This is a genomic window from Streptomyces sp. NPDC002742 (genome assembly GCF_042888885.1).
In the GTDB taxonomy this organism is placed as follows: Bacteria; Actinomycetota; Actinomycetes; order Streptomycetales; family Streptomycetaceae; genus Streptomyces.
This window is the reverse complement of the sequence record NZ_JBIAQF010000012.1, coordinates 209,014-226,532: the sequence shown is the minus strand read 5'-3', so window position 1 is coordinate 226,532 and position 17,519 is coordinate 209,014. Positions and strand designations below refer to the sequence as shown.

Below are 17,519 nucleotides of genomic sequence, written 5' to 3'. Positions count from 1 at the left end.
AATATCGAACTTAACGGCTGACGGCTACAGCAGTTCGCGTCGGGCGATGACGAGGTTGCGCCAGCGCTGCCGGGTCGGCTGTGCGCCGTCGAGCCACTGGGCTTGCGAGGGTGTTTCAACGGGCAGGCCGGCCATGAAGTGGGCGATGTCTGCGTAGTAGGCGTAGTCGCCGCTGTGGGTGAGTTCCCGCAGGCGTGTGATGGAGGCTGTGGCCTTCTCGTCGTCTCCTTGGATGGCGTGATGGAAGCTCAGGGCAAGTTCGAGGATGGGTTCAGCGACGGTGACGCCAGCGAGGCGGATCTCGGTGCGCAGCTGTTCTGCCCGGTCTTCGATGTCGTGGGTGGTGCTGGCGTCGCGGATGAGTTCGGCAGTGGCGACGGTGGCCGTGGTGACGCGCAGGACCAGGCCGGTCAGGAGCTGACGGGCGAGGTCGATCTCGTCGGCGGCCGTGCGGGGGTCGGTGAAAGAGAGGACGAACGCGCGCTGCGCCTGGGAGGTGGCGAGTTCCCCGGCAACAGCATGTTCTTCGGCTTGGGCGCGGGCGGCGGCATAAGCGGTGGCTGCGCGGTGCATGTCGCCGTGCGGCCACCAGATGTCTCCCTCGACACGGTGGCCGCGTCCGGCCCAGCCGAGAGCGCGGGCGGTGGCCAGTGCGGTGGGGAAGTCGCCGCCGAGGCGGGCGAGGTGGGCGAGGCCGCGGCGGGCAGCTGGGGCCAGTCTGCCGCCGCGGTCGGCGACGTACTGCATGCCGTGGCGGGAAGTGTTCGAGCGGCCGAGGTCGCGTTCGGCCTTGGCCTGGTAGTAGACGGCCATCTCTTGCAGTTCGCCGGGCAGCAGGCCGGCGTCGATGACTGTGGTGAGGCGTTCGACGGTGCGGGCGCGGTGTTCGTGCTGGCGGCGGGCGAGGGTGTGGAGGAGTTCGGCGAGTGCCTCGGCAGGGGTGTGCAGGGTGCCGGCCTGTTCCTGGCGGGCGGGTGGGGCGAGGGGTTCCCAGACGGAGTCGCTGACGTAGGTCCAGGCTGCGGGGGTGAGCCAGTCGAGGTCGAGGTGGTGGTCGCGGGCCAGGCGCAGGCCTTGGCGCAGGCAGGCGATCAGCAGGAGTCGGCCGGGATCGTCGGCTGCCTGGTGCTGTTCGCCCAGGGCGGTGAAGGCGCGCTGGGCGGCCTGGTGCCAGTCAGTCTCGGTCCAGCGGTCGTCGGTGGTGTCGTCGGCGGTGCGGACGGCGGACTGGATGAGGGAGTGGAGGTGGAAGGGCCACAGTCCGAAGGGGGTCTCGCGGACGAAGGGCCGCTCGGTCAGACGCTGGGCGGGGCTTTCGTGGGTGAGACCGGCGGCACGGGTGGCGAGGGCGATGTCGAAGGCGTCAAGCAGGGTGACCGAGCGCAGGACGCGGCGTTCGTCGGGGGTGAGGTCGGACAGAGTGCGGGCGACCAGGGCGGGAAAGTCGTGGTCGAAGTCGGCCGGCTGCGGGAGGTGGCCGGTGCGGCGTAATTCCAGGAACCGGGCGACGGACAGGTCGAGGTGCAGGGGCAGGCCGTACGAGCGGGCGGTGATGACCTGCCGGACGCTTTCGCTGATCAGGGGTTGACCGTCGCGAGTGAGGCGGCGGGCGAGATAGTCGTCGCAGTCCTCGGGGGAGAAGTCGCCGACTAGCACCTGCCGTGCGGCTCGGACGCCGGGAGCACGAGCAGCGGGCACCGGGGTGGAGGAAAGTCCAGGCCATGCGGAGGGTCCGGTGTAGTCGAGCTGACCCTGCAGGGCAGGGTCAGCCCACTGAAGGCGGGAGCGACTGGTAATGATCCAGAAAGCGTTCGGCATCAGCCACACGGTCCGCTGGATCAGCCGTTCCAGGTCACGGTGGGTCCGGTCGCCGATGTCCTCGAACGTGTCGAGCAGGATGACCGGTACGACCCGCTTGCCTTCGGGCAGGCGGGTGAGCTCCCAGGCCAGCAGATGGGGGTAGAAGGCGAGGGCATCCAGGTCGGGTTCGGCCTCCAGCAGATCCGCCAGCCGGGCACACCCTGCCAGTGCTCGCACGGTCTGACGGCGTTCACGCAGCGCGCTGACGAGGGCGCCGGTGACCTGGCCGACGACCGATCCGATGGTGCCGGGCAGCATGAGCGCCTGGGCGACGTCGGCGAGCGCGGACTGCACCTGCTGCGGCAGAGCCTGCCCGAACCGGGAGCCGAGCCCTGCCCGGCGCAGGTACTCCTCCAGTGGTTCGCCGGGGTGGTTGACGTCCCAGTAGCGGCGCAGCGCCAGATCGAAGGCGGGCAGCGGGCGCCCGATCCGAGTGAGGGCGGACCGGATCGTCAGCACGATCTGCTCGAAATCGGTGCCGGCAGATCGGGCGAGGTCGATCCGCACGGGCAGGATCCGGTCGGCAGGCCAGCCAGGCGCACCCCACTGGGAGGGCCTGCGTCCCGCGTCGGCGAGTGCCGCCTCCAAGGTCCTGGACAGCGTCGTCTTGCCGATCCCGCCCACCCCGTGGAAGACCAAAACGTTGTTGCGGGGCGCCTCAAGGTCCTCCGGGTCGAGAGAACTAACGTGCTGGAGGTGCTCGGTGAGCGCGGCCGCTACTGTCTCCCATTGTGAGGATCGGTTCGTGAACGCCTCTGCTGCCTGCACGCTGCGGTCGTTGGTACTGAACAGCGCCCTCAGATCCCGGCCACCAGTCACAAGCACCCCCGGAAAAATGATCACCTACGGGACCAACTTACGCCCGTAGCCAGCTGCTTGGGCAGTACGCCCCGATGGACCGGGCTTACGGCATGCCTCAGTGATGAAGTCCGATCCCGAGCCCGGGTATAGCACGAGCCCCAGCTTTCGGCAGTCGGCAGTCGGCAGGGGTGCGGGCGCCTGTTGGCCTCTCACCGAAATGCCGACCGCGTGATGACCTCGTACCGTCGGCCGGTGACGTGCACAGCGCTTAGCCATTCGAGTCGAACAGCACGCTCGGAGCTCATGTCCTGCCTTGACACGTTTGTTGGCAGGCCCATGATGAGGAAACGGTCCTGCTTCCATAGCCGGCCGTGACCGACCTTCCTTGATGTGCCAGTGAAGAGACTGGACAATGACGCCTGATCGTTTTCAAATCTCAAGGTGGCCGCCGTGTCCGACCCGCAAGACCCACAACCCCGGTCCGTGCCGTCCTCGGCCGGCCCCGAGGAGGACGGCGGCGAGGTCGGGTACGCGGTGGTTGCGGAGCATGTACGCCGCGTCATGAGCTGGTACAGCGAGCAGATCAGTACCGAGATGCGCTCTGCCGTCCCTGATCAGCAGCGGTTACGGCAGCTCGCCGCTGAACGCCTGGCCTGTCAGGATGAACTGCGCGCCCTCGACGACGCGGAACCCGAGGAGCTGGCCCGGATCGCCGCCGAGTACGAGGAACGCTTCACTCAGCTGCGCCGGTCCCGGCCGTAGTGTCTGGCTCTGCCAGGTAACGGGCGGGCAGCAGCCCTGGCACGCCCGGTCCGGCCAGCCGGGGCTGGTGCAGATGCTCGGGCATCAAGGGCCAGGCCAGTTGGGTGATCTGTGCGATCTCGGCCCGGTACCGCGGCAGCGCCGTGGTCAGCTTCCGCTGGACCGCGCGGAACCGGGCTGCCTCGGCTTCGGTGTACGGTCGCTGCTGCTCACCGGTCAGTGCCAGCGCGGCAACGGGTAGGTGCACCCACTGCCCGTCGGCGGCCCGGCTGTTGCGGTAGAGCGCGGCTGCGTCGCGTCGCATGATCACCAGTGAGTCCACCCACGGCGATTGCTCAGCTGCCAAGACTGTGTCCGCGACCGCCCTGAAACACACATCGTGCCCCGAAGCGCTGGTGAACCGGGCCGGAAGACCTTTGCGTGCGGCTTCTTCGTAGCGCGTCATGGTGGCCTGTTTGCTGTCTGCGGCCCGGACGCCCAAGGCGACGACTTCCACCCGGTATCCGGCCCGGTGGAAGCGGGTGGCACTGGCCAGGAATTGCTGGGCGTTACCGGGCGCGATCTCGATCACCACGTCGCCGCCCCGTTCGCGTACGTAAGCTTCGCTTTCGGTCTGCCAGGCACTGTAGTCGGCGCGGATCTTGGCACTGGCTGTCCGCGGGTTCTCCTCCAGCAGCCGCAGATAGTCGGGGTGAGCGGCCTTGAAGTTGTCACCCACGATCGCCGTGGGCCGCCGGTGGCGCATGGACCGCCGGATCGTACGGGCCAGTTCGGACTTGCCCGCACCGGGCTGCCCCACTACGTACACCACGACCGGCTTGTCGTGCCTGGTGATCGCACCGAGCTCAGGAACGATTACCGTGCGGAAGATCCACCGGTGCTCGGCAGCCGACAGACGGTGATAGTCGACCCCGGGCGGATCGATCAGCGGCTGCGCGATACGGCGCACCGCCTCAGACAGGGCAAACGCCCGCTCGAGGCCACCGCTCACCATCAGACGCTGCCCGGACGAGACCCGCAGGTCAGACAGCTTTCGCTGGATCTCGGACAGCTCCTGCCGGAATCGCCAGGAGCGCTGAGCACTCCATGGCCGCGCCCACTCCGACCGGATGGCCCGTACCGCGGCAGCCGGCCGCCTCCATCTTCCCGATGCCAGTTCGTTGCGGTAGAGGACCTCCAGGTCACGCCGGAACACGGTGATGCGATCAGCCAGGCACTCGTCCTCGACCACCTTGAGCGTGGCAAGCAGGCCGCGCACGCACGTGTCGTGGTTTTCCCAGGACACGTACCGCCCCGTAGACCGGTCATAGACCTGCCGCACGTAGCGGTCCAGCACACCCAGCTGGCTCAGCGCCTCAGACGTGGACAGGACCGCGATCTCGATGCGGTAGCCGGCCATACGGAAGGCTCGTGCCGCCGTGCGGAACTCGTCCACGTCGCCCAGCGCCGTCTCGATCACCGCATCCGCTGCACAGAGCCGAACGTGTTCCTCGACCTCGGACTGCCACAAGCGCACGTCCGGGCGCACCTTCAGACCCGCCGTCCGCTCGTCCTCGGCGAGCAGTTCGGCATACGACGGATGGACCGTCTTGTAGAGATCACCAGCAACACGGACCGTGCCACCTCGTCGGTTCAGTGACTCCTGCAGCACATCCGCGAGGAAGGACTTGCCGCTACCCGGCGCACCGGCAACGAAGAACACGACAGGCGCCTGCTGGGAGGCAGCACCGTGCACCCAGACCGGCAGGATGAGATCCGCGAGGATACGTGCATGCTCCTGCTCGGACAGCACGACCGGCGGGACTTCTCGTTCCCTCACCACTCCTCCTTGGACCGTCCGGGGCTACTCAAGACCACCGGGGATCTGCGCCATCTTGGAGACAAACGACGACAAGCCGACCTCGGTCTTCGAGATCAGCAGATTCGGGATGCTGGTGTTGCCGGTGAACATCGCTTCACCGAATAACGTGCGCAGTGCGTCCCTGGGCAGACTGCGGTGGTTGGCGCCGGCTGCGTGGATGAACAGTCCGGCCGTGGAAGCCACGAAGGCAGCAGCGGCGCTCCACACGTGTGAGGGGACATGCATGACGTGAGGCATCGCGCCGATCAGAACCCAGTCGACGACCGCCGTGGCCGTGGAGTCGGCCCACCGGATCACGCCCGGCCCGAAGATCTCCTTGATGGCGCTTACGTCCTCCTCCCGGACGCCGCTGGGCAGTACGACCAGGTCCTCGCGGGATGGTAGATCGTTGCTGGCCTCATCGAGGATGTACCAGCTCTGCCCGTCGCCGGTGTGATGCCCGCATGCCGTCTCGTGGTTCGCCATGACCAGGTTGTCGCAGGTGGCCACGGCGGCGGAGATGCTGCGGGACCCTGTGGCGATAGTGACTGAAGACGCCAGCGAGTTGCTGCAACCTGAGATGAACTCCCTGATGTTGTCCTCGTCGCCTGCAGGATCAAGGCAGATGATGTTCTGGCCGTTGGAACTGGCCTGCTGCAGCAACTGGGTGCGTTGGCGCCGGTAGTAGCCATCGCCAGGGCCGATGACGAGTGCCTTGGGGTCCCAATGTCTGGCCACCTGCGCGGCGTCCTGGAAGCACCGGCGCTGGACGACCTCGGGATATTTCTTCCAGAACGTGGCCTGAGCGGCACCGCCCGCCTGCGGGAAGACTCCAGTGGGGTTGAGGTCGTCGTCGCCCTCGAAGGCTTGAAGGCAGGCCAAATCATCCGCAAGCGGCGGGTGTTGACGGTCCCGGCGAGCCCGGAGCAGGAAGGTCCGCATGGCATCGGCGATGTGGCCGGCTGCCTTCACTTGGTCAGGAGCTGGAGCTGCCTCCACCGGCGCTGTCTCCACCGGCAACACCTCCGAGCATCGGGTGGGACCTACTGCGCGTCTCACAGGGTTGAAGAGACCCTACAGTGTTGGAGGACTACGCAGTTACACGGGTAGAACATTTCTGTAGTTCTGTAGTTCTCAAGATCCGTAGTTCTGTAACTCATTGATAAAGTGTCAAGTCTCTGCAGACTACGAGATGCGCAAGGTAGTGTATGCGCGTTAGGCTCGACCCCCGAGTCTGATGGCAACGGCAGAGTGCTGCGGCGAGGTCGGCGTGGTGACTCCGCCGACTTACCACAAGGAGGACTTGTGACGCGAAACCTCAATGGCACCAAGCAAGTTGTGGTCTCCGTCCGGTTCGATACGGACATGTTCGAACTGATCCAGAGCTTCGCTTCGGTCGTCAGCTCCACGCCCAACGCCGTGATCCGCGATGCAGTGAGCGCCTACCTGACCAACCAGGTGAACACGCCACAGTTCCAAGAGGCCTCCCAGGTCCACGTCGAACGGGCGCGTACCGCAGTCGAATCCCTGTACGCCCTCTCGCATGCGAACGGAGGACCGGAGCGCAACTCGCTCCCTTACGCCGCTCCGGACCATGCCCTCGAGTCGAATGACACGTTCAACCAGCAGACCGCTATCGGGTAGGCAACGGAACCGAACGCTCCACGCGCACGTTCGCGATCATGAACACACCACATCCTCTGATCGGCATAGACATATCTCGGCGCCGACGAGACAAGGGACAGCGAGACATAAGAGGTCTGACACGTCGTCGTGTCAGACCTCTTATGTCTCGCTGGTTATCACCGCTCACGCCCCGATCTCCCTCGTAGCGCGATTCAGATTCGACGCACGGCATCCAGTCGACCGCGCTGCGCACGACGAAATCACTGAGCGTTTTCGGAGTGGCCACCGATGGGGTGACGGCGAGGTGGGCCGCAACGCACGAGGCACCCGTGCCGTTGAGGGAGGTGTTCGAAGTCTCAACTCATCAGCTTAGGTGCCTCGTTGGTTCCTTATCCTGCCGCACTCGATCTGCCCCACGCGTTGGTCGAGTGGGTCATCATGCTCATCGTCACCCGCGAGGGTGACCGCCGTTGCAAGTTCCCGCCGCACCAACGTGCGCTCGTCGTTCCGGTGTACCTGCGCAAGCACGACACGCCGGCCCAGATCGCGGCCGGCTTTGAGGTGCCCCCGAGACGCGGAGTTTGTTGACAGAGGGTCGGATGGGGCTTATGGGAGGAACATCGACCATGGCTGCCGGTGAGCTTGTCCCACGCGCGCATGTACCCCAGCTGCGGGAAGAGCACCAGTGACAGCACGAAGTGCACCCCCACCCTCGACGGCAGCAGCCGCAGCCTCCGCTGTGCGCCGCCCGTACGTTCCAGCACGTCATCGACGAGTTCGAAAGGCAAGTGCCGGGTCAGCTCACCGAGATGCCCCGGAGCGAAGACACCACCGGCGACAGTGACGGACGACGTGAGCGTGACGGTGGAACACCGAACGGGCAACGGACTCCTTCAAGGAGGAAGACCTTGGTCGGCTTCCTCGCTCTACCAGGTGCCCCATAGCCGCGACCTGCGCTTGCCCTGAAAACCCTGATCCGGTTGGCAGCGCCGGATCGCCCTTAACTCCGTGGTCTTGCAATACATGGGCCTTGTAGCGTCACCGAGAACATGGGCCCGCTCCAGCCGGGCGGCCACCTTTTCCTCCACGTACTCGTCCGCCGCGAACGGATTGGCGGCCAGCGTCACGGCCCGCGCATAAGCGGCCGTCTGCAACAGACCCGGTACCAGCGCGGGCGCGAACTCCGCGATCTTCGTCGCCGTCCGCTCCAGTTCGACGACCGCCGCGAAATACCCCGCGTACCGTTTGTCGTCGATCAGCTTGTGCCACATCCGCTCGAAGAAACCGTCGCTCCGCAGCAGCGTGTCGATCCGCTGGGCCACGTCCAACTGCGGTTTGCGGATGGCCTGTTCGAACTGGCCGATATAGCCCCCGGAGACAAAGACTCGCGCACCCAACTCCACCTGGGTGAAACCCGTGTCCTCCCTGCGTCGTTTCAGTTCTGAACCGAAAAACTCCCAGGCAGCCTGCCGAGAACCGTTGGCCACGGCCAACCCCCTTACGCTGCGCCGCATTTGTAGTGAACCCAATCCTGCCGATTCTAGATGCGGAGCGTCACCATGAAGATGCGAAGCGTGAAATGAAAAGGGACGGGTGAGCAGAGTGAAAGAAGTTCCGGTCGGTTCCTACGCCGTCGACACGTACACGGGGAAGCTGGGCATGGTCATGGGGAGCGAGGGCCCCTACGTGCAGCTGAGGCCGCTCGGTGGCGGCCGGGAATGGGACTGCCCGCCGGAGGCCGTCCGGCGGGCCACCGCGGCGGAGCGGCTCAGCGCGGCGACCGCGTACGTCAACGCGCGCAGCCGCGGTGAGGTGCCTTGAAGACGGCCTCCGGACGCAAAGCGACCCGTCGGGGCCGGGGTGCGGGCGCCGTAGGCGAGAATGGGCCGCATGAGTCTGTTCCGCGACGACGGCATCGTGCTGCGCACCCAGAAGCTGGGTGAGGCGGACCGGATCATCACGCTGCTCACACGCGGGCACGGCCGCGTACGGGCGGTGGCGCGGGGCGTCCGGCGGACCAAGTCCAAGTTCGGGGCCCGCCTCGAACCCTTCTCCCACGTGGACGTGCAGTTCTTTGCGCGGGGCAGCGAACTGATCGGCCGCGGCCTGCCCCTGTGCACACAGAGCGAGACGATCGCTCCGTACGGTGGCGGGATCGTCACCGACTACCCGCGTTACACCGCGGGCACCGCCATGCTGGAGACGGCCGAGCGGTTCACCGACCACGAGGGCGAGCCCGCCGTGCAGCAGTACCTGCTGCTCGTCGGAGGGCTGCGCACCCTCGCCCGGGGCGAGCACGAGCCGCACCTCGTCCTCGACGCCTTCCTGCTGCGCTCCCTCGCCGTCAACGGCTACGCGCCCAGCTTCAGTGACTGCGCCAAATGCGGCATGCCGGGACCGAACCGTTTCTTCTCGGTCGCCGCGGGAGGAACCGTCTGCGTCGACTGCCGGGTGCCCGGCAGCGTCGTACCCTCGCCTCAGGCCCTCGAACTCCTCGGTGCGCTGCTCACGGGAGACTGGGAGACCGCGGACGCGAGCGAGCCGCGGCACGTCCGGGAGGGCAGCGGGCTGGTGTCGGCCTATCTGCACTGGCATCTGGAGCGCGGACTGCGTTCCCTGCGGTACGTGGAGAAGTAGACGCCGTCCGGCAGGCCGGGGCGGCGACAGCGGACAAGCGCGGCACAAGCGCGCGAGAACAGCACAGAACAGCAAGCAGAGCGAGACGAGCGCCCGGCGCACGCGAGCAAGCAAGAGGGAGACGAGAAGCACATGGTCGTACGCGGGATCCTGGGCAGCCGACGCCGCGAGTACAAGGCGCCGGAACCGCACCCCTCCGGTGCCCGCGCGCCCAAACTCCCCGGCGAGCTCGTCCCGAACCATGTGGCGATCGTCATGGACGGGAACGGCCGCTGGGCCAAGGACCGCGGGCTGCCCCGCACCGAGGGCCACAAGGTCGGTGCCGAGCGCGTGCTCGACGTGCTCCAGGGCGCGGTCGAGGTCGGCGTCGGCAGCATCTCCCTGTACGCCTTCTCCACGGAGAACTGGAAGCGCTCGCCCGACGAGGTGCGCTTCCTGATGAACTTCAACCGCGACTTCATCCGCAAGACCCGCGACACCCTCGACGGGCTCGGCATCCGGGTGCGCTGGGTGGGCCGGATGCCCAAGCTGTGGAAGTCGGTCGCCAAGGAGCTCCAGATCGCCCAGGAGCAGACCAAGGACAACGACGCGCTCACGCTGTATTTCTGCATGAACTACGGCGGCCGTGCCGAGATCGCCGACGCGGCGCAGGCGTTGGCCGAGGACGTGAAGGCCGGCCGCCTCGACCCGTCCAAGGTCAACGAGAAGACCCTCCAGAAGTACATGTACTACCCGGACATGCCGGACGTGGACCTGTTCCTGCGCCCGAGCGGCGAGCAGCGCACCTCCAACTACCTGATCTGGCAGAGTGCCTACGCCGAGATGGTCTTCCAGGACGTGCTGTGGCCCGACTTCGACCGGCGTGACCTGTGGCGGGCCTGCGTCGAGTACGCCCAGCGCGACCGCCGCTTCGGCGGAGCCGTTCCCAACGATCAACTCCTCGCGATGGAACAGGACATGCGCGGCGACGGGTCGTAGCACCCGCCGCCCGGAGCGTTGTCAGGACCCGGCGTTACGATCACGGCTCATCACCACCGAACTGGGGAGGGGCCGTGGTCGAGGACCAGGGTGCTGCGCAGCAGCAGGAGTCGCCGGAGCAGCCGCAGGGGCACGAGGCGGATGTCGTCGAGCTGGAGTACCGGCCGACCATCGGGGACCTCACGTCGGCGCTGAAGGCGCGCCGAGGTGTCAGCAAGGCGGGCCGAAGACAGTACTGGGCGCTGGGTGCCATGGCCGTCGTGGCCGTTCTTCAGGGCGCGGAGGCGCTGACCGGTCACGGAGGTTCCCTGTTCGTGGCCGTCTGGCTGGCCGTCTGCGTGCCGCTCATCCTGCTGACGCCCTGGCTCACGGCCCGCCAGTTCCTGCGGCTCGCGGAGCGCCAGGGCACGTTCCGGGTGACCGTCACGAACACCGGGGTGACGGTGACCACGGACAACTCCACGACGGCGCTCAACTGGACCGTACAGCCCCGCTACCGGGAGGCGAAGGACGTCTTCGTCATGATCAGCCCCGACAAGAACGCCGTCGGATTCACCGTGCTGCCCAAGCGCGCCGTGCGCGCCCCCGAGGACGTGGACCGGCTGCGGGCGATCCTCGACCGCAACACGACCCGCGTCTGAGTACCCCGGGGCGGGGCCGGCCCTCGGGTCAGCCCTTCGCCGCCGCGCACTCCGCGCACGTACCGAAGATCTCCACCGTGTGCGCCACGTTCACATAGCCGTGCTCCGCGGCGATGGACTCCGCCCACTTCTCCACGGCCGGGCCCTCCACCTCCACGGCCTTGCCGCAGACACGGCAGACGAGGTGGTGATGGTGCTCGCCGCTGGAGCAGCGCCGGTAGACGGACTCGCCCTCCGACGTGCGCAGGACGTCGACCTCGCCGGCGTCGGCGAGGGACTGGAGCGTGCGGTAGACCGTGGTGAGCCCGACCGAGTCGCCCTTGTGCCTGAGCATGTCGTGGAGCTCCTGCGCGCTGCGGAACTCGGCCACCTCGTCGAGCGCGGCCGCCACGGCGGCACGCTGCCGGGTGGAACGGCCCCGGACGGGTGATCCAGCGGTTGTCACCGTTGCCTCCTCACGTCTGCCCTTGCCCGGCCATTGTGCCAGTCCGGGCTGTGCCCGGTCAGACGCCGACCGTGCTCTCCGGGCCACGCGTGGACGGAATCGCGCACTCCGCGGGGTCCTGGGCCGTCTGCGCCATTGTCACCGCACGGGCCCGGCGCCGGGCCAGCGGCGAGGCCAGCGCCGTCAGCGCGACGAACGCGCCGATCGTCAGCAGCACGATCGTCGAGCCGGGCGGCACATCCTGGTAGAACGACGTCACGGTGCCGCCGATCGTCACGCTCACACCGATCGCCACCGCGATGGCGAAGGTCGCCGCGAAGCTCCGGGTGAGCTGCTGGGCGGCCGCCACCGGCACCACCATCAGCGCGCTGACCAGCAGCAGACCGACCACCCGCATCGCGACGGTCACCGTGACCGCCGCCGTGACCGCCGTCAGCAGGTTCAGGGCCCGCACCGGCAGACCGGTCACCCGCGCGAACTCCTCGTCCTGGCTGACCGCGAACAACTGTCGGCGCAGTCCCACGGTGACGAGCAGGACGAAGGCGCCCAGCACGCAGATCGCGGTCACGTCGGACTCGCTCACCGTCGACAGCGAGCCGAAGAGGTACGAGGTCAGGTTGGCGTTCGAGCCGCCCGCGAGACTGGTGAACATCACGCCGCCCGCCATGCCCCCGTAGAAGAGCATGGCCAGCGCGATGTCGCCGCGCGTCCTGCCGTACCAGCGGATCAGCTCCATGAGCACGGCGCCCAGTACGGACACGGCCGTCGCCATCCACACCGGTGACGTGGAGAGCAGGAAGCCGAGGCCCACGCCCGTCATCGCCACATGGCCGATCCCGTCGCCCATCAGGGCCTGACGGCGCTGGACGAGGTAGATGCCGACGGCGGGCGCGATGACGCCCACCAGGACGGCGGCGAGCAGCGCCCGCTGCATGAAGGCGTAGTCGAGGATGTCCATCAGCTGAGCAGTCCCGTCCGGAGGGGTTCGGCGTCATGGGCCGCGTGCGGGTGTACGTGGTCGTGGCCGGGCAGGGCGTGCTGGCCGACCGCGCGCGGCGGCGGGCCGTCGTGCAGCACACAGCCGTCCCGCAGGACGACCGCGCGGTCGATCAGCGGCTCCAGGGGGCCCAGTTCGTGCAGTACGAGCAGCACGGACGTGCCCTGGGCGACCTGGTCGCGCAGGGTCGCGGCCAGCACCTCCTGGCTGGCGAGGTCCACGCCCGCCATCGGCTCGTCCATGATCAGCAGTTCGGGTTCGGAGGCCAGCGCGCGGGCGATGAGGACCCGCTGGTGCTGTCCGCCCGACAGGGCGTTCACGGAGTCCTTGGCGCGGTCCGCCATCCCGACGAGCTCCAGGGCCCGCCGTACGGCCGCGTGATCGGCCTTGCGCAGGATGCCGAAGCGGGCCCGGGACAGCCGGCCCGAGGCGACGATCTCGGTCACCGTCGCCGGCACACCGCCCGCCGCCGTGGTCCGCTGCGGGACGTAGCCCACCCGGTGCCAGTCGCGGAAACGGCGGCGCGGCACGCCGAAGATCTCGATCTCGCCGTCGCTGACGGCGACCTGGCCGATGACACTGCGCACGGCGGTCGACTTGCCGGAGCCGTTGGCGCCGAGCAGCGCGACGACCTCCCCGCGGCGCACCGTGAGATCTATGCCGCGCAGGACCGGGCGCGAGCCCAGCTCCGCCCGCACACCGCGCAGGGACACGACGGACTCGCTCACGACGTCCTCCATGGTGATCACTCGGCGCCCAGCGCCGTCTGCAGGGCCTTCAGGTTCGACCGCATGACCTGCGTGTAGTCGCTGCCCCTGGACTTCCCGGTGATGCCTTCCAGGGGGTCGAGGACATCCGTCCGGAGCCCCACGTCCCGCGCGATCGTGCCGGCCGTCCTGTCGCTGACGAGGGTCTCGTAGAACACCGTCGTGACCCCGTCGGCCTTCGCCAGGTTCTCCAGGCCCTTCACCCGGTTCGCGCTGGGCTCCGACTCCGGGTCGAGGCCGGTGACGGCCTCCTCGGTGAGCCCGTAGCGCTCGGCGAGGTAGCCGAACGCGGCGTGGGTGGTGATGAAGGTCTTGGTCTTCGTGTGCGCGAGACCGTTCCGGAAGTCGGTGTCCAGCGCGGCGAACTTCTTCCGCAGCGCCGCCATGTTCCGCTCGTAGTCCGCGGCGTGCTTCGGGTCGGCCTTCCGCAGCGCGGCCGAGACGCCCTCGGCGACCTGGCCGAACCGCACCGGGTCGAGCCAGACGTGCGGGTCGGCGGCGCCGGCTTCCTCGCCCTCGCCGTGGTCGTGGGCGGCGGCGTGCCCGCCGACCTCGTTGCCGTGCTTCTCCAGCTTCGTGAGCGAGGCGGCGTCGACCTTCGTCCTGACCCCGGACTGGGCCACCGCGTCGTCGACGGCCGGCTGGAGGTTCTTGAGGTAGAGCACGACGTCGGCGTCCTGGAGCCGCGCGGTCTCGCGGGCGCTGATCTCCAGGTCGTGCGGTTCCTGGCCGGGGCGGGTCAGGTTCGTGATGTTCACATGGGCCCCGCCGATCTGCTCGGCGAGGTACTGGAGGGGGTAGAACGACGCGACCACGTCGAGTCTTCCGTTGCCCTTGGCGTCGGCCGAGGCGGAGCCCGAGCAGGCGGTGAGAGCGCCGAGGCCGAGGGCGGCGGCCGCCGCGACCGCGAACCCCGATATGAGGCGTCGTCCTACGTTCATGACACTCATTTTCAACAAATCTGGAAACGATTGTCAACAAGCCCTCTTCCTGGCGGCCGGGCCCCCCTCGGCAACGGGTATCAAGTGCATCCAATCGGCAGGAAGCGGCCCACCGCGGGAACCGATTTGATGCGGGGGTGGCCCACGCCGGTAACCTGAAGCATTCGCTGCCGTCCGTTCGTAATGAAGAGAGCACCGTGGCCGCCGACAAGATCGATTCCATCGTCAGCCTGAGCAAGCGCCGTGGCTTCGTTTTCCCCTGTAGTGAGATCTACGGCGGACAGCGTGCCGCTTGGGACTACGGCCCGCTGGGCGTCGAACTCAAGGAGAACCTGAAGCGCCAGTGGTGGCGTTACATGGTCACGTCGCGCGAGGACGTGGTCGGTCTCGACTCGTCCGTGATCCTGGCCCCCGAGGTGTGGGTCGCCTCCGGTCACGTCGCCACCTTCACGGACCCGCTGACCGAGTGCACCTCGTGCCACAAGCGGTTCCGCGCCGACCACCTGGAGGAGCACTACGAGGCCAAGCACGGCCGCCTCCCGGAGAACGGTCTCGCCGACCTCAACTGCCCCAACTGCGGCAACAAGGGCACCTTCACCGAGCCCAAGCAGTTCTCGGGCCTGCTCTCCACCCACCTCGGCCCGACCCAGGACAGCGGCTCCGTCGCCTACCTGCGCCCCGAGACCGCCCAGGGCATCTTCACCAACTTCGCCCAGGTGCAGATCGCCTCGCGCAAGAAGCCGCCGTTCGGCATCGCCCAGATGGGCAAGTCCTTCCGCAACGAGATCACGCCCGGCAACTTCATCTTCCGCACCCGCGAGTTCGAGCAGATGGAGATGGAGTTCTTCGTCAAGCCGGGCGAGGACGAGCAGTGGCAGGAGTACTGGATGGAGCAGCGCTGGAACTGGTACACCGGTCTCGGCCTGCGCGAGGAGAACATGCGGTGGTACGACCACCCGAAGGAGAAGCTCTCCCACTACTCCAAGCGCACCGCCGACATCGAGTACCGCTTCCAGTTCGGCGGCAACGAGTGGGGTGAGCTGGAGGGCGTCGCCAACCGCACCGACTACGACCTCGGCGCGCACTCCAAGGCCTCCGGCCAGGACCTCTCCTACTTCGACCAGGAAGCCGGAGAGCGCTGGACCCCGTACGTCATCGAGCCCGCCGCCGGTGTCGGCCGCGCCATGCTCGCCTTCCTGCTCGACGCCTATGTCGAGGACGAGGCGCCGAACGCCAAGGGCAAGATGGAGAAGCGCACCGTGCTGCGCCTCGACCCGCGCCTCGCGCCCGTCAAGGTCGCCGTGCTGCCCCTGTCGCGCAACGCGGACCTCTCGCCCAAGGCGAAGGGTCTGGCCGCCGCGCTGCGCCAGAACTGGAACATCGAGTTCGACGACGCGGGCGCCATCGGCCGCCGTTACCGTCGCCAGGACGAGATCGGCACCCCGTTCTGCGTCACCGTCGACTTCGACACCCTCGACGACAACGCCGTCACGGTGCGCGAGCGCGACTCCATGAAGCAGGAGCGTGTCTCGCTCGACCAGATCGAGGGCTACCTGGCGGCACGCCTCGTCGGCTGCTGACCCGAGCGCTCACGAAGCCCCCGGTTCCCGTGCGGGAGCCGGGGGCTTCGCGTTGTCCCGGACCATGGGGTGTCCGGGCGTCGGTGCGACCGGCGGCGTCGGCGTGCCGCCGGTCGGTCCTTTCGGCCTCAGCGGCCCTGCAGTGCCTTCACGTTGTCGCCGAAGGTCCAGTTCTTCGAGCCGTCCCAGTTGACCGACCAGGTCATCAGGCCCTTGAGGCCGGTGCCGTAGTGGCGCCAGGCCTGGGAGACCAGACTCGGCGCCATGTAGCCGCCTCCGGCGCCGGACTGCGCGGGCAGCCCCGGCACCTGCTTGTCGTAGGGGACCTTGATGGTGGTCCCCTGCACCACGAGCCCCTTGTCGAGACAGTCGGTCTGGGCGGTGAAACCCTGGACCGTGCCCGCGGAGTACGCGTCGCCCGAACAGCCGTACATGCTGCCGTTGTAGTACTGCATGTTCAGCCACCACAGACGCCCGTTGTCCGCGTACTTCTTGACGATCGGCAGATACGCGCCCCAGATGGAGCCGTACGCGACGCTGCCGCCGGTGACGTACGCCGTCTCCGGTGCCATCGTCAGCCCGAAGCCGGCCGGCATCCGCGACAGCACTCCGTCGATGATCCGGATCAGGTTCGCCTGCGAGGCGGAGAGCTGGCCGATGGTCCCGCTGCCGACGAGCCCGGTCTCGATGTCGATGTCGATCCCGTCGAAGTTGTACTTCTTCAGGACGGGCACGATCGTCGCGACGAAACGGTCGGCGACCGCGGACGAGCTCAGGTCGATCCCGGCGGCCGCTCCGCCGATGGACAGCAGGATCGTCTGCCCCGACGCCTTGGCCGCGCACATCTCGGCGGGCGTCGCGACCTTCACCCCCGCGTCCATCCCGTCCTCCCACAGCGCGGTGCCGTCCGAGCGGATGACGGGGAACGCCGCGTTGATCACGTTGTAACCGTGCGCGGCGATACGGGAGTCGGTGATCGGCGTCCACCCGAAGGGCGGGTGCACACCGTTGGACGAGCCGTCCCAGTTCTCCCAGTAGCCCTGGAGAACCTTTCCGGCGGGGCGGGACCTCACGGCGCAGGTGTCCGCGGCCGAGGCGCTGGGGGCGCCCGCGACCGACAGCGGGGTGAGGACGGTCGCGGCCAGCGCGACGGCGAGCAGACGAAGTTTCCGGCGCATCATGCGAGGCCTCCCGGTGGGGGTGCGGTGAGGTGTCGTAGGCATGACAGTCGCGCGGTCCAGACCTTTCGTCAATAGGTCTGGACCAAAGTGGGGGTGATGGCTCCGTGCGGGCCGGACGTGGGCCGGTGCTCGCCGATCTGGCCCGACGCGGCGCCGTGTCCGCGCCGTGAACCGGGCGGCAGCCCTCAGGCCTCCTTGGGGTCGACCGTCGCCTGGTGTTCCTCGGCCAGGTGTTCCTCCGCCTTCAACCAAGGGAGGAATTGGGCGTTTTTGCGCCAGCCGCACGTGTCGCATTTGATGGTGCGCTGTACGCCCGCCCGTTGTACGCGGACGGTGTGCTCGCGGCCGTGCTGGTCCCAGCGGCTTACTTTGCTCGTGTTGATCTGCAGCATGACACCTCCTGGTTTTACCGCTTCGTCTGCGCAGCAAGGAGTGTGCAGCATGGTGAAGATCAACGGGGGCT

Annotated in this window: 16 protein-coding genes and 3 pseudogenes; 8 read left to right on the top strand and 11 right to left on the bottom strand. The window is 67.9% G+C overall.

All coding sequences use genetic code 11. The annotated features are described in order from the left end of the window. Positions 1-24 precede the first annotated feature (24 nt). Positions 25-2,628, bottom strand: coding sequence for an ATP/GTP-binding protein (locus ACFYW8_RS23250; RefSeq protein WP_389079134.1), 2,604 nt, complete (start codon positions 2,626-2,628; stop codon positions 25-27). A 483-nt stretch (positions 2,629-3,111) separates the two neighbouring features. Here ACFYW8_RS23250 and ACFYW8_RS23245 point away from each other — a divergent pair, with 483 nt between their 5' ends. Then, positions 3,112-3,423, top strand: a complete 312-nt coding sequence (locus ACFYW8_RS23245) for a hypothetical protein (RefSeq protein WP_389079129.1) — start codon at positions 3,112-3,114, stop codon at positions 3,421-3,423. Here the strand turns inward: ACFYW8_RS23245 and ACFYW8_RS23240 are convergent. Both ACFYW8_RS23240 and ACFYW8_RS23235 read right to left on the bottom strand, forming a co-directional pair. Beyond that, the gene (locus ACFYW8_RS23240; protein WP_389079125.1) at positions 3,395-5,215 is read right to left on the bottom strand and encodes a zeta toxin family protein; all 1,821 of its coding nucleotides are present in this window, start codon (positions 5,213-5,215) and stop codon (positions 3,395-3,397) included. The genes ACFYW8_RS23245 and ACFYW8_RS23240 overlap by 29 nt on opposite strands. 51 nt (positions 5,216-5,266) lie before the next feature. Beyond that, positions 5,267-6,277 carry a hypothetical protein gene (locus ACFYW8_RS23235; RefSeq protein WP_389079121.1) on the bottom strand — a complete coding sequence of 337 codons (1,011 nt, stop codon included), beginning with the start codon at positions 6,275-6,277 and terminating at the stop codon, positions 5,267-5,269. Between the two features lie 291 nt (positions 6,278-6,568). Here ACFYW8_RS23235 and ACFYW8_RS23230 point away from each other — a divergent pair, with 291 nt between their 5' ends. Further along, positions 6,569-6,907, top strand: coding sequence for a hypothetical protein (locus tag ACFYW8_RS23230; RefSeq protein ID WP_389079118.1), 339 nt, complete (start codon positions 6,569-6,571; stop codon positions 6,905-6,907). Between the two features lie 363 nt (positions 6,908-7,270). Then, positions 7,271-7,453, top strand: a pseudogene (locus tag ACFYW8_RS23225) (IS5/IS1182 family transposase); the annotation flags it as partial. A 2-nt stretch (positions 7,454-7,455) separates the two neighbouring features. On the opposite strand, the pseudogene ACFYW8_RS23220 reads toward ACFYW8_RS23225, so the two are convergent. Then, positions 7,456-7,773, bottom strand: a pseudogene (locus tag ACFYW8_RS23220) (transposase domain-containing protein); the annotation flags it as partial. Between the two features lie 135 nt (positions 7,774-7,908). Beyond that, positions 7,909-8,376, bottom strand: a pseudogene (locus ACFYW8_RS23215) (Scr1 family TA system antitoxin-like transcriptional regulator); the annotation flags it as partial. Between the two features lie 115 nt (positions 8,377-8,491). Here ACFYW8_RS23215 and ACFYW8_RS23210 point away from each other — a divergent pair. The 4 genes from ACFYW8_RS23210 (at position 8,492) to ACFYW8_RS23195 (ending at position 11,145) form a co-directional block, all read left to right on the top strand. After that, positions 8,492-8,710 carry a hypothetical protein gene (locus tag ACFYW8_RS23210; RefSeq protein ID WP_389079427.1) on the top strand — a complete coding sequence of 73 codons (219 nt, stop codon included), beginning with the start codon at positions 8,492-8,494 and terminating at the stop codon, positions 8,708-8,710. Between the two features lie 69 nt (positions 8,711-8,779). Beyond that, on the top strand, positions 8,780-9,526 hold the full coding sequence (gene recO, locus ACFYW8_RS23205) for a DNA repair protein RecO (RefSeq protein ID WP_328555658.1): 747 nt from the start codon (positions 8,780-8,782) through the stop codon (positions 9,524-9,526). A gap of 132 nt (positions 9,527-9,658) precedes the next feature. After that, a complete protein-coding gene (locus ACFYW8_RS23200) occupies positions 9,659-10,504 on the top strand; it encodes an isoprenyl transferase (protein WP_389079108.1) in 846 nt (281 codons plus the stop codon). A gap of 74 nt (positions 10,505-10,578) precedes the next feature. Beyond that, positions 10,579-11,145 (top strand): hypothetical protein, encoded by a 567-nt coding sequence (locus ACFYW8_RS23195; protein WP_389079103.1) that lies wholly within the window; start codon positions 10,579-10,581, stop codon positions 11,143-11,145. Positions 11,146-11,173: 28 nt separating this feature from the next. On the opposite strand, the gene ACFYW8_RS23190 is transcribed toward ACFYW8_RS23195, so the two are convergent. From ACFYW8_RS23190 to ACFYW8_RS23175, 4 genes are read right to left on the bottom strand one after another with little or no spacing between them, the layout of a single operon-like run. Next, complete coding sequence (locus tag ACFYW8_RS23190) at positions 11,174-11,590, bottom strand: Fur family transcriptional regulator (RefSeq protein WP_389079098.1); 417 nt, start codon at positions 11,588-11,590, stop codon at positions 11,174-11,176. Between the two features lie 58 nt (positions 11,591-11,648). Then, entirely contained in the window at positions 11,649-12,548 is a 900-nt protein-coding gene (locus ACFYW8_RS23185; RefSeq protein WP_365871174.1) for a metal ABC transporter permease, read from the bottom strand. Beyond that, positions 12,548-13,327 (bottom strand): metal ABC transporter ATP-binding protein, encoded by a 780-nt coding sequence (locus ACFYW8_RS23180; RefSeq protein WP_389079088.1) that lies wholly within the window; start codon positions 13,325-13,327, stop codon positions 12,548-12,550. The genes ACFYW8_RS23185 and ACFYW8_RS23180 overlap by 1 nt, the downstream gene beginning before the upstream one ends. A gap of 5 nt (positions 13,328-13,332) precedes the next feature. Then, positions 13,333-14,295, bottom strand: coding sequence for a metal ABC transporter substrate-binding protein (locus ACFYW8_RS23175; protein ID WP_389079082.1), 963 nt, complete (start codon positions 14,293-14,295; stop codon positions 13,333-13,335). Between the two features lie 197 nt (positions 14,296-14,492). On the opposite strand from ACFYW8_RS23175, the gene ACFYW8_RS23170 reads away from it, so the two are divergent. Beyond that, positions 14,493-15,875, top strand: a complete 1,383-nt coding sequence (locus ACFYW8_RS23170; RefSeq protein ID WP_389079078.1) for a glycine--tRNA ligase — start codon at positions 14,493-14,495, stop codon at positions 15,873-15,875. Between the two features lie 128 nt (positions 15,876-16,003). On the opposite strand, the gene ACFYW8_RS23165 is transcribed toward ACFYW8_RS23170, so the two are convergent. Then, the gene (locus ACFYW8_RS23165; RefSeq protein WP_389079073.1) at positions 16,004-17,056 is read right to left on the bottom strand and encodes a chitinase; all 1,053 of its coding nucleotides are present in this window, start codon (positions 17,054-17,056) and stop codon (positions 16,004-16,006) included. A gap of 185 nt (positions 17,057-17,241) precedes the next feature. Next, the gene (locus tag ACFYW8_RS23160; protein WP_355845540.1) at positions 17,242-17,448 is read right to left on the bottom strand and encodes a hypothetical protein; all 207 of its coding nucleotides are present in this window, start codon (positions 17,446-17,448) and stop codon (positions 17,242-17,244) included. Positions 17,449-17,519 lie beyond the last annotated feature (71 nt).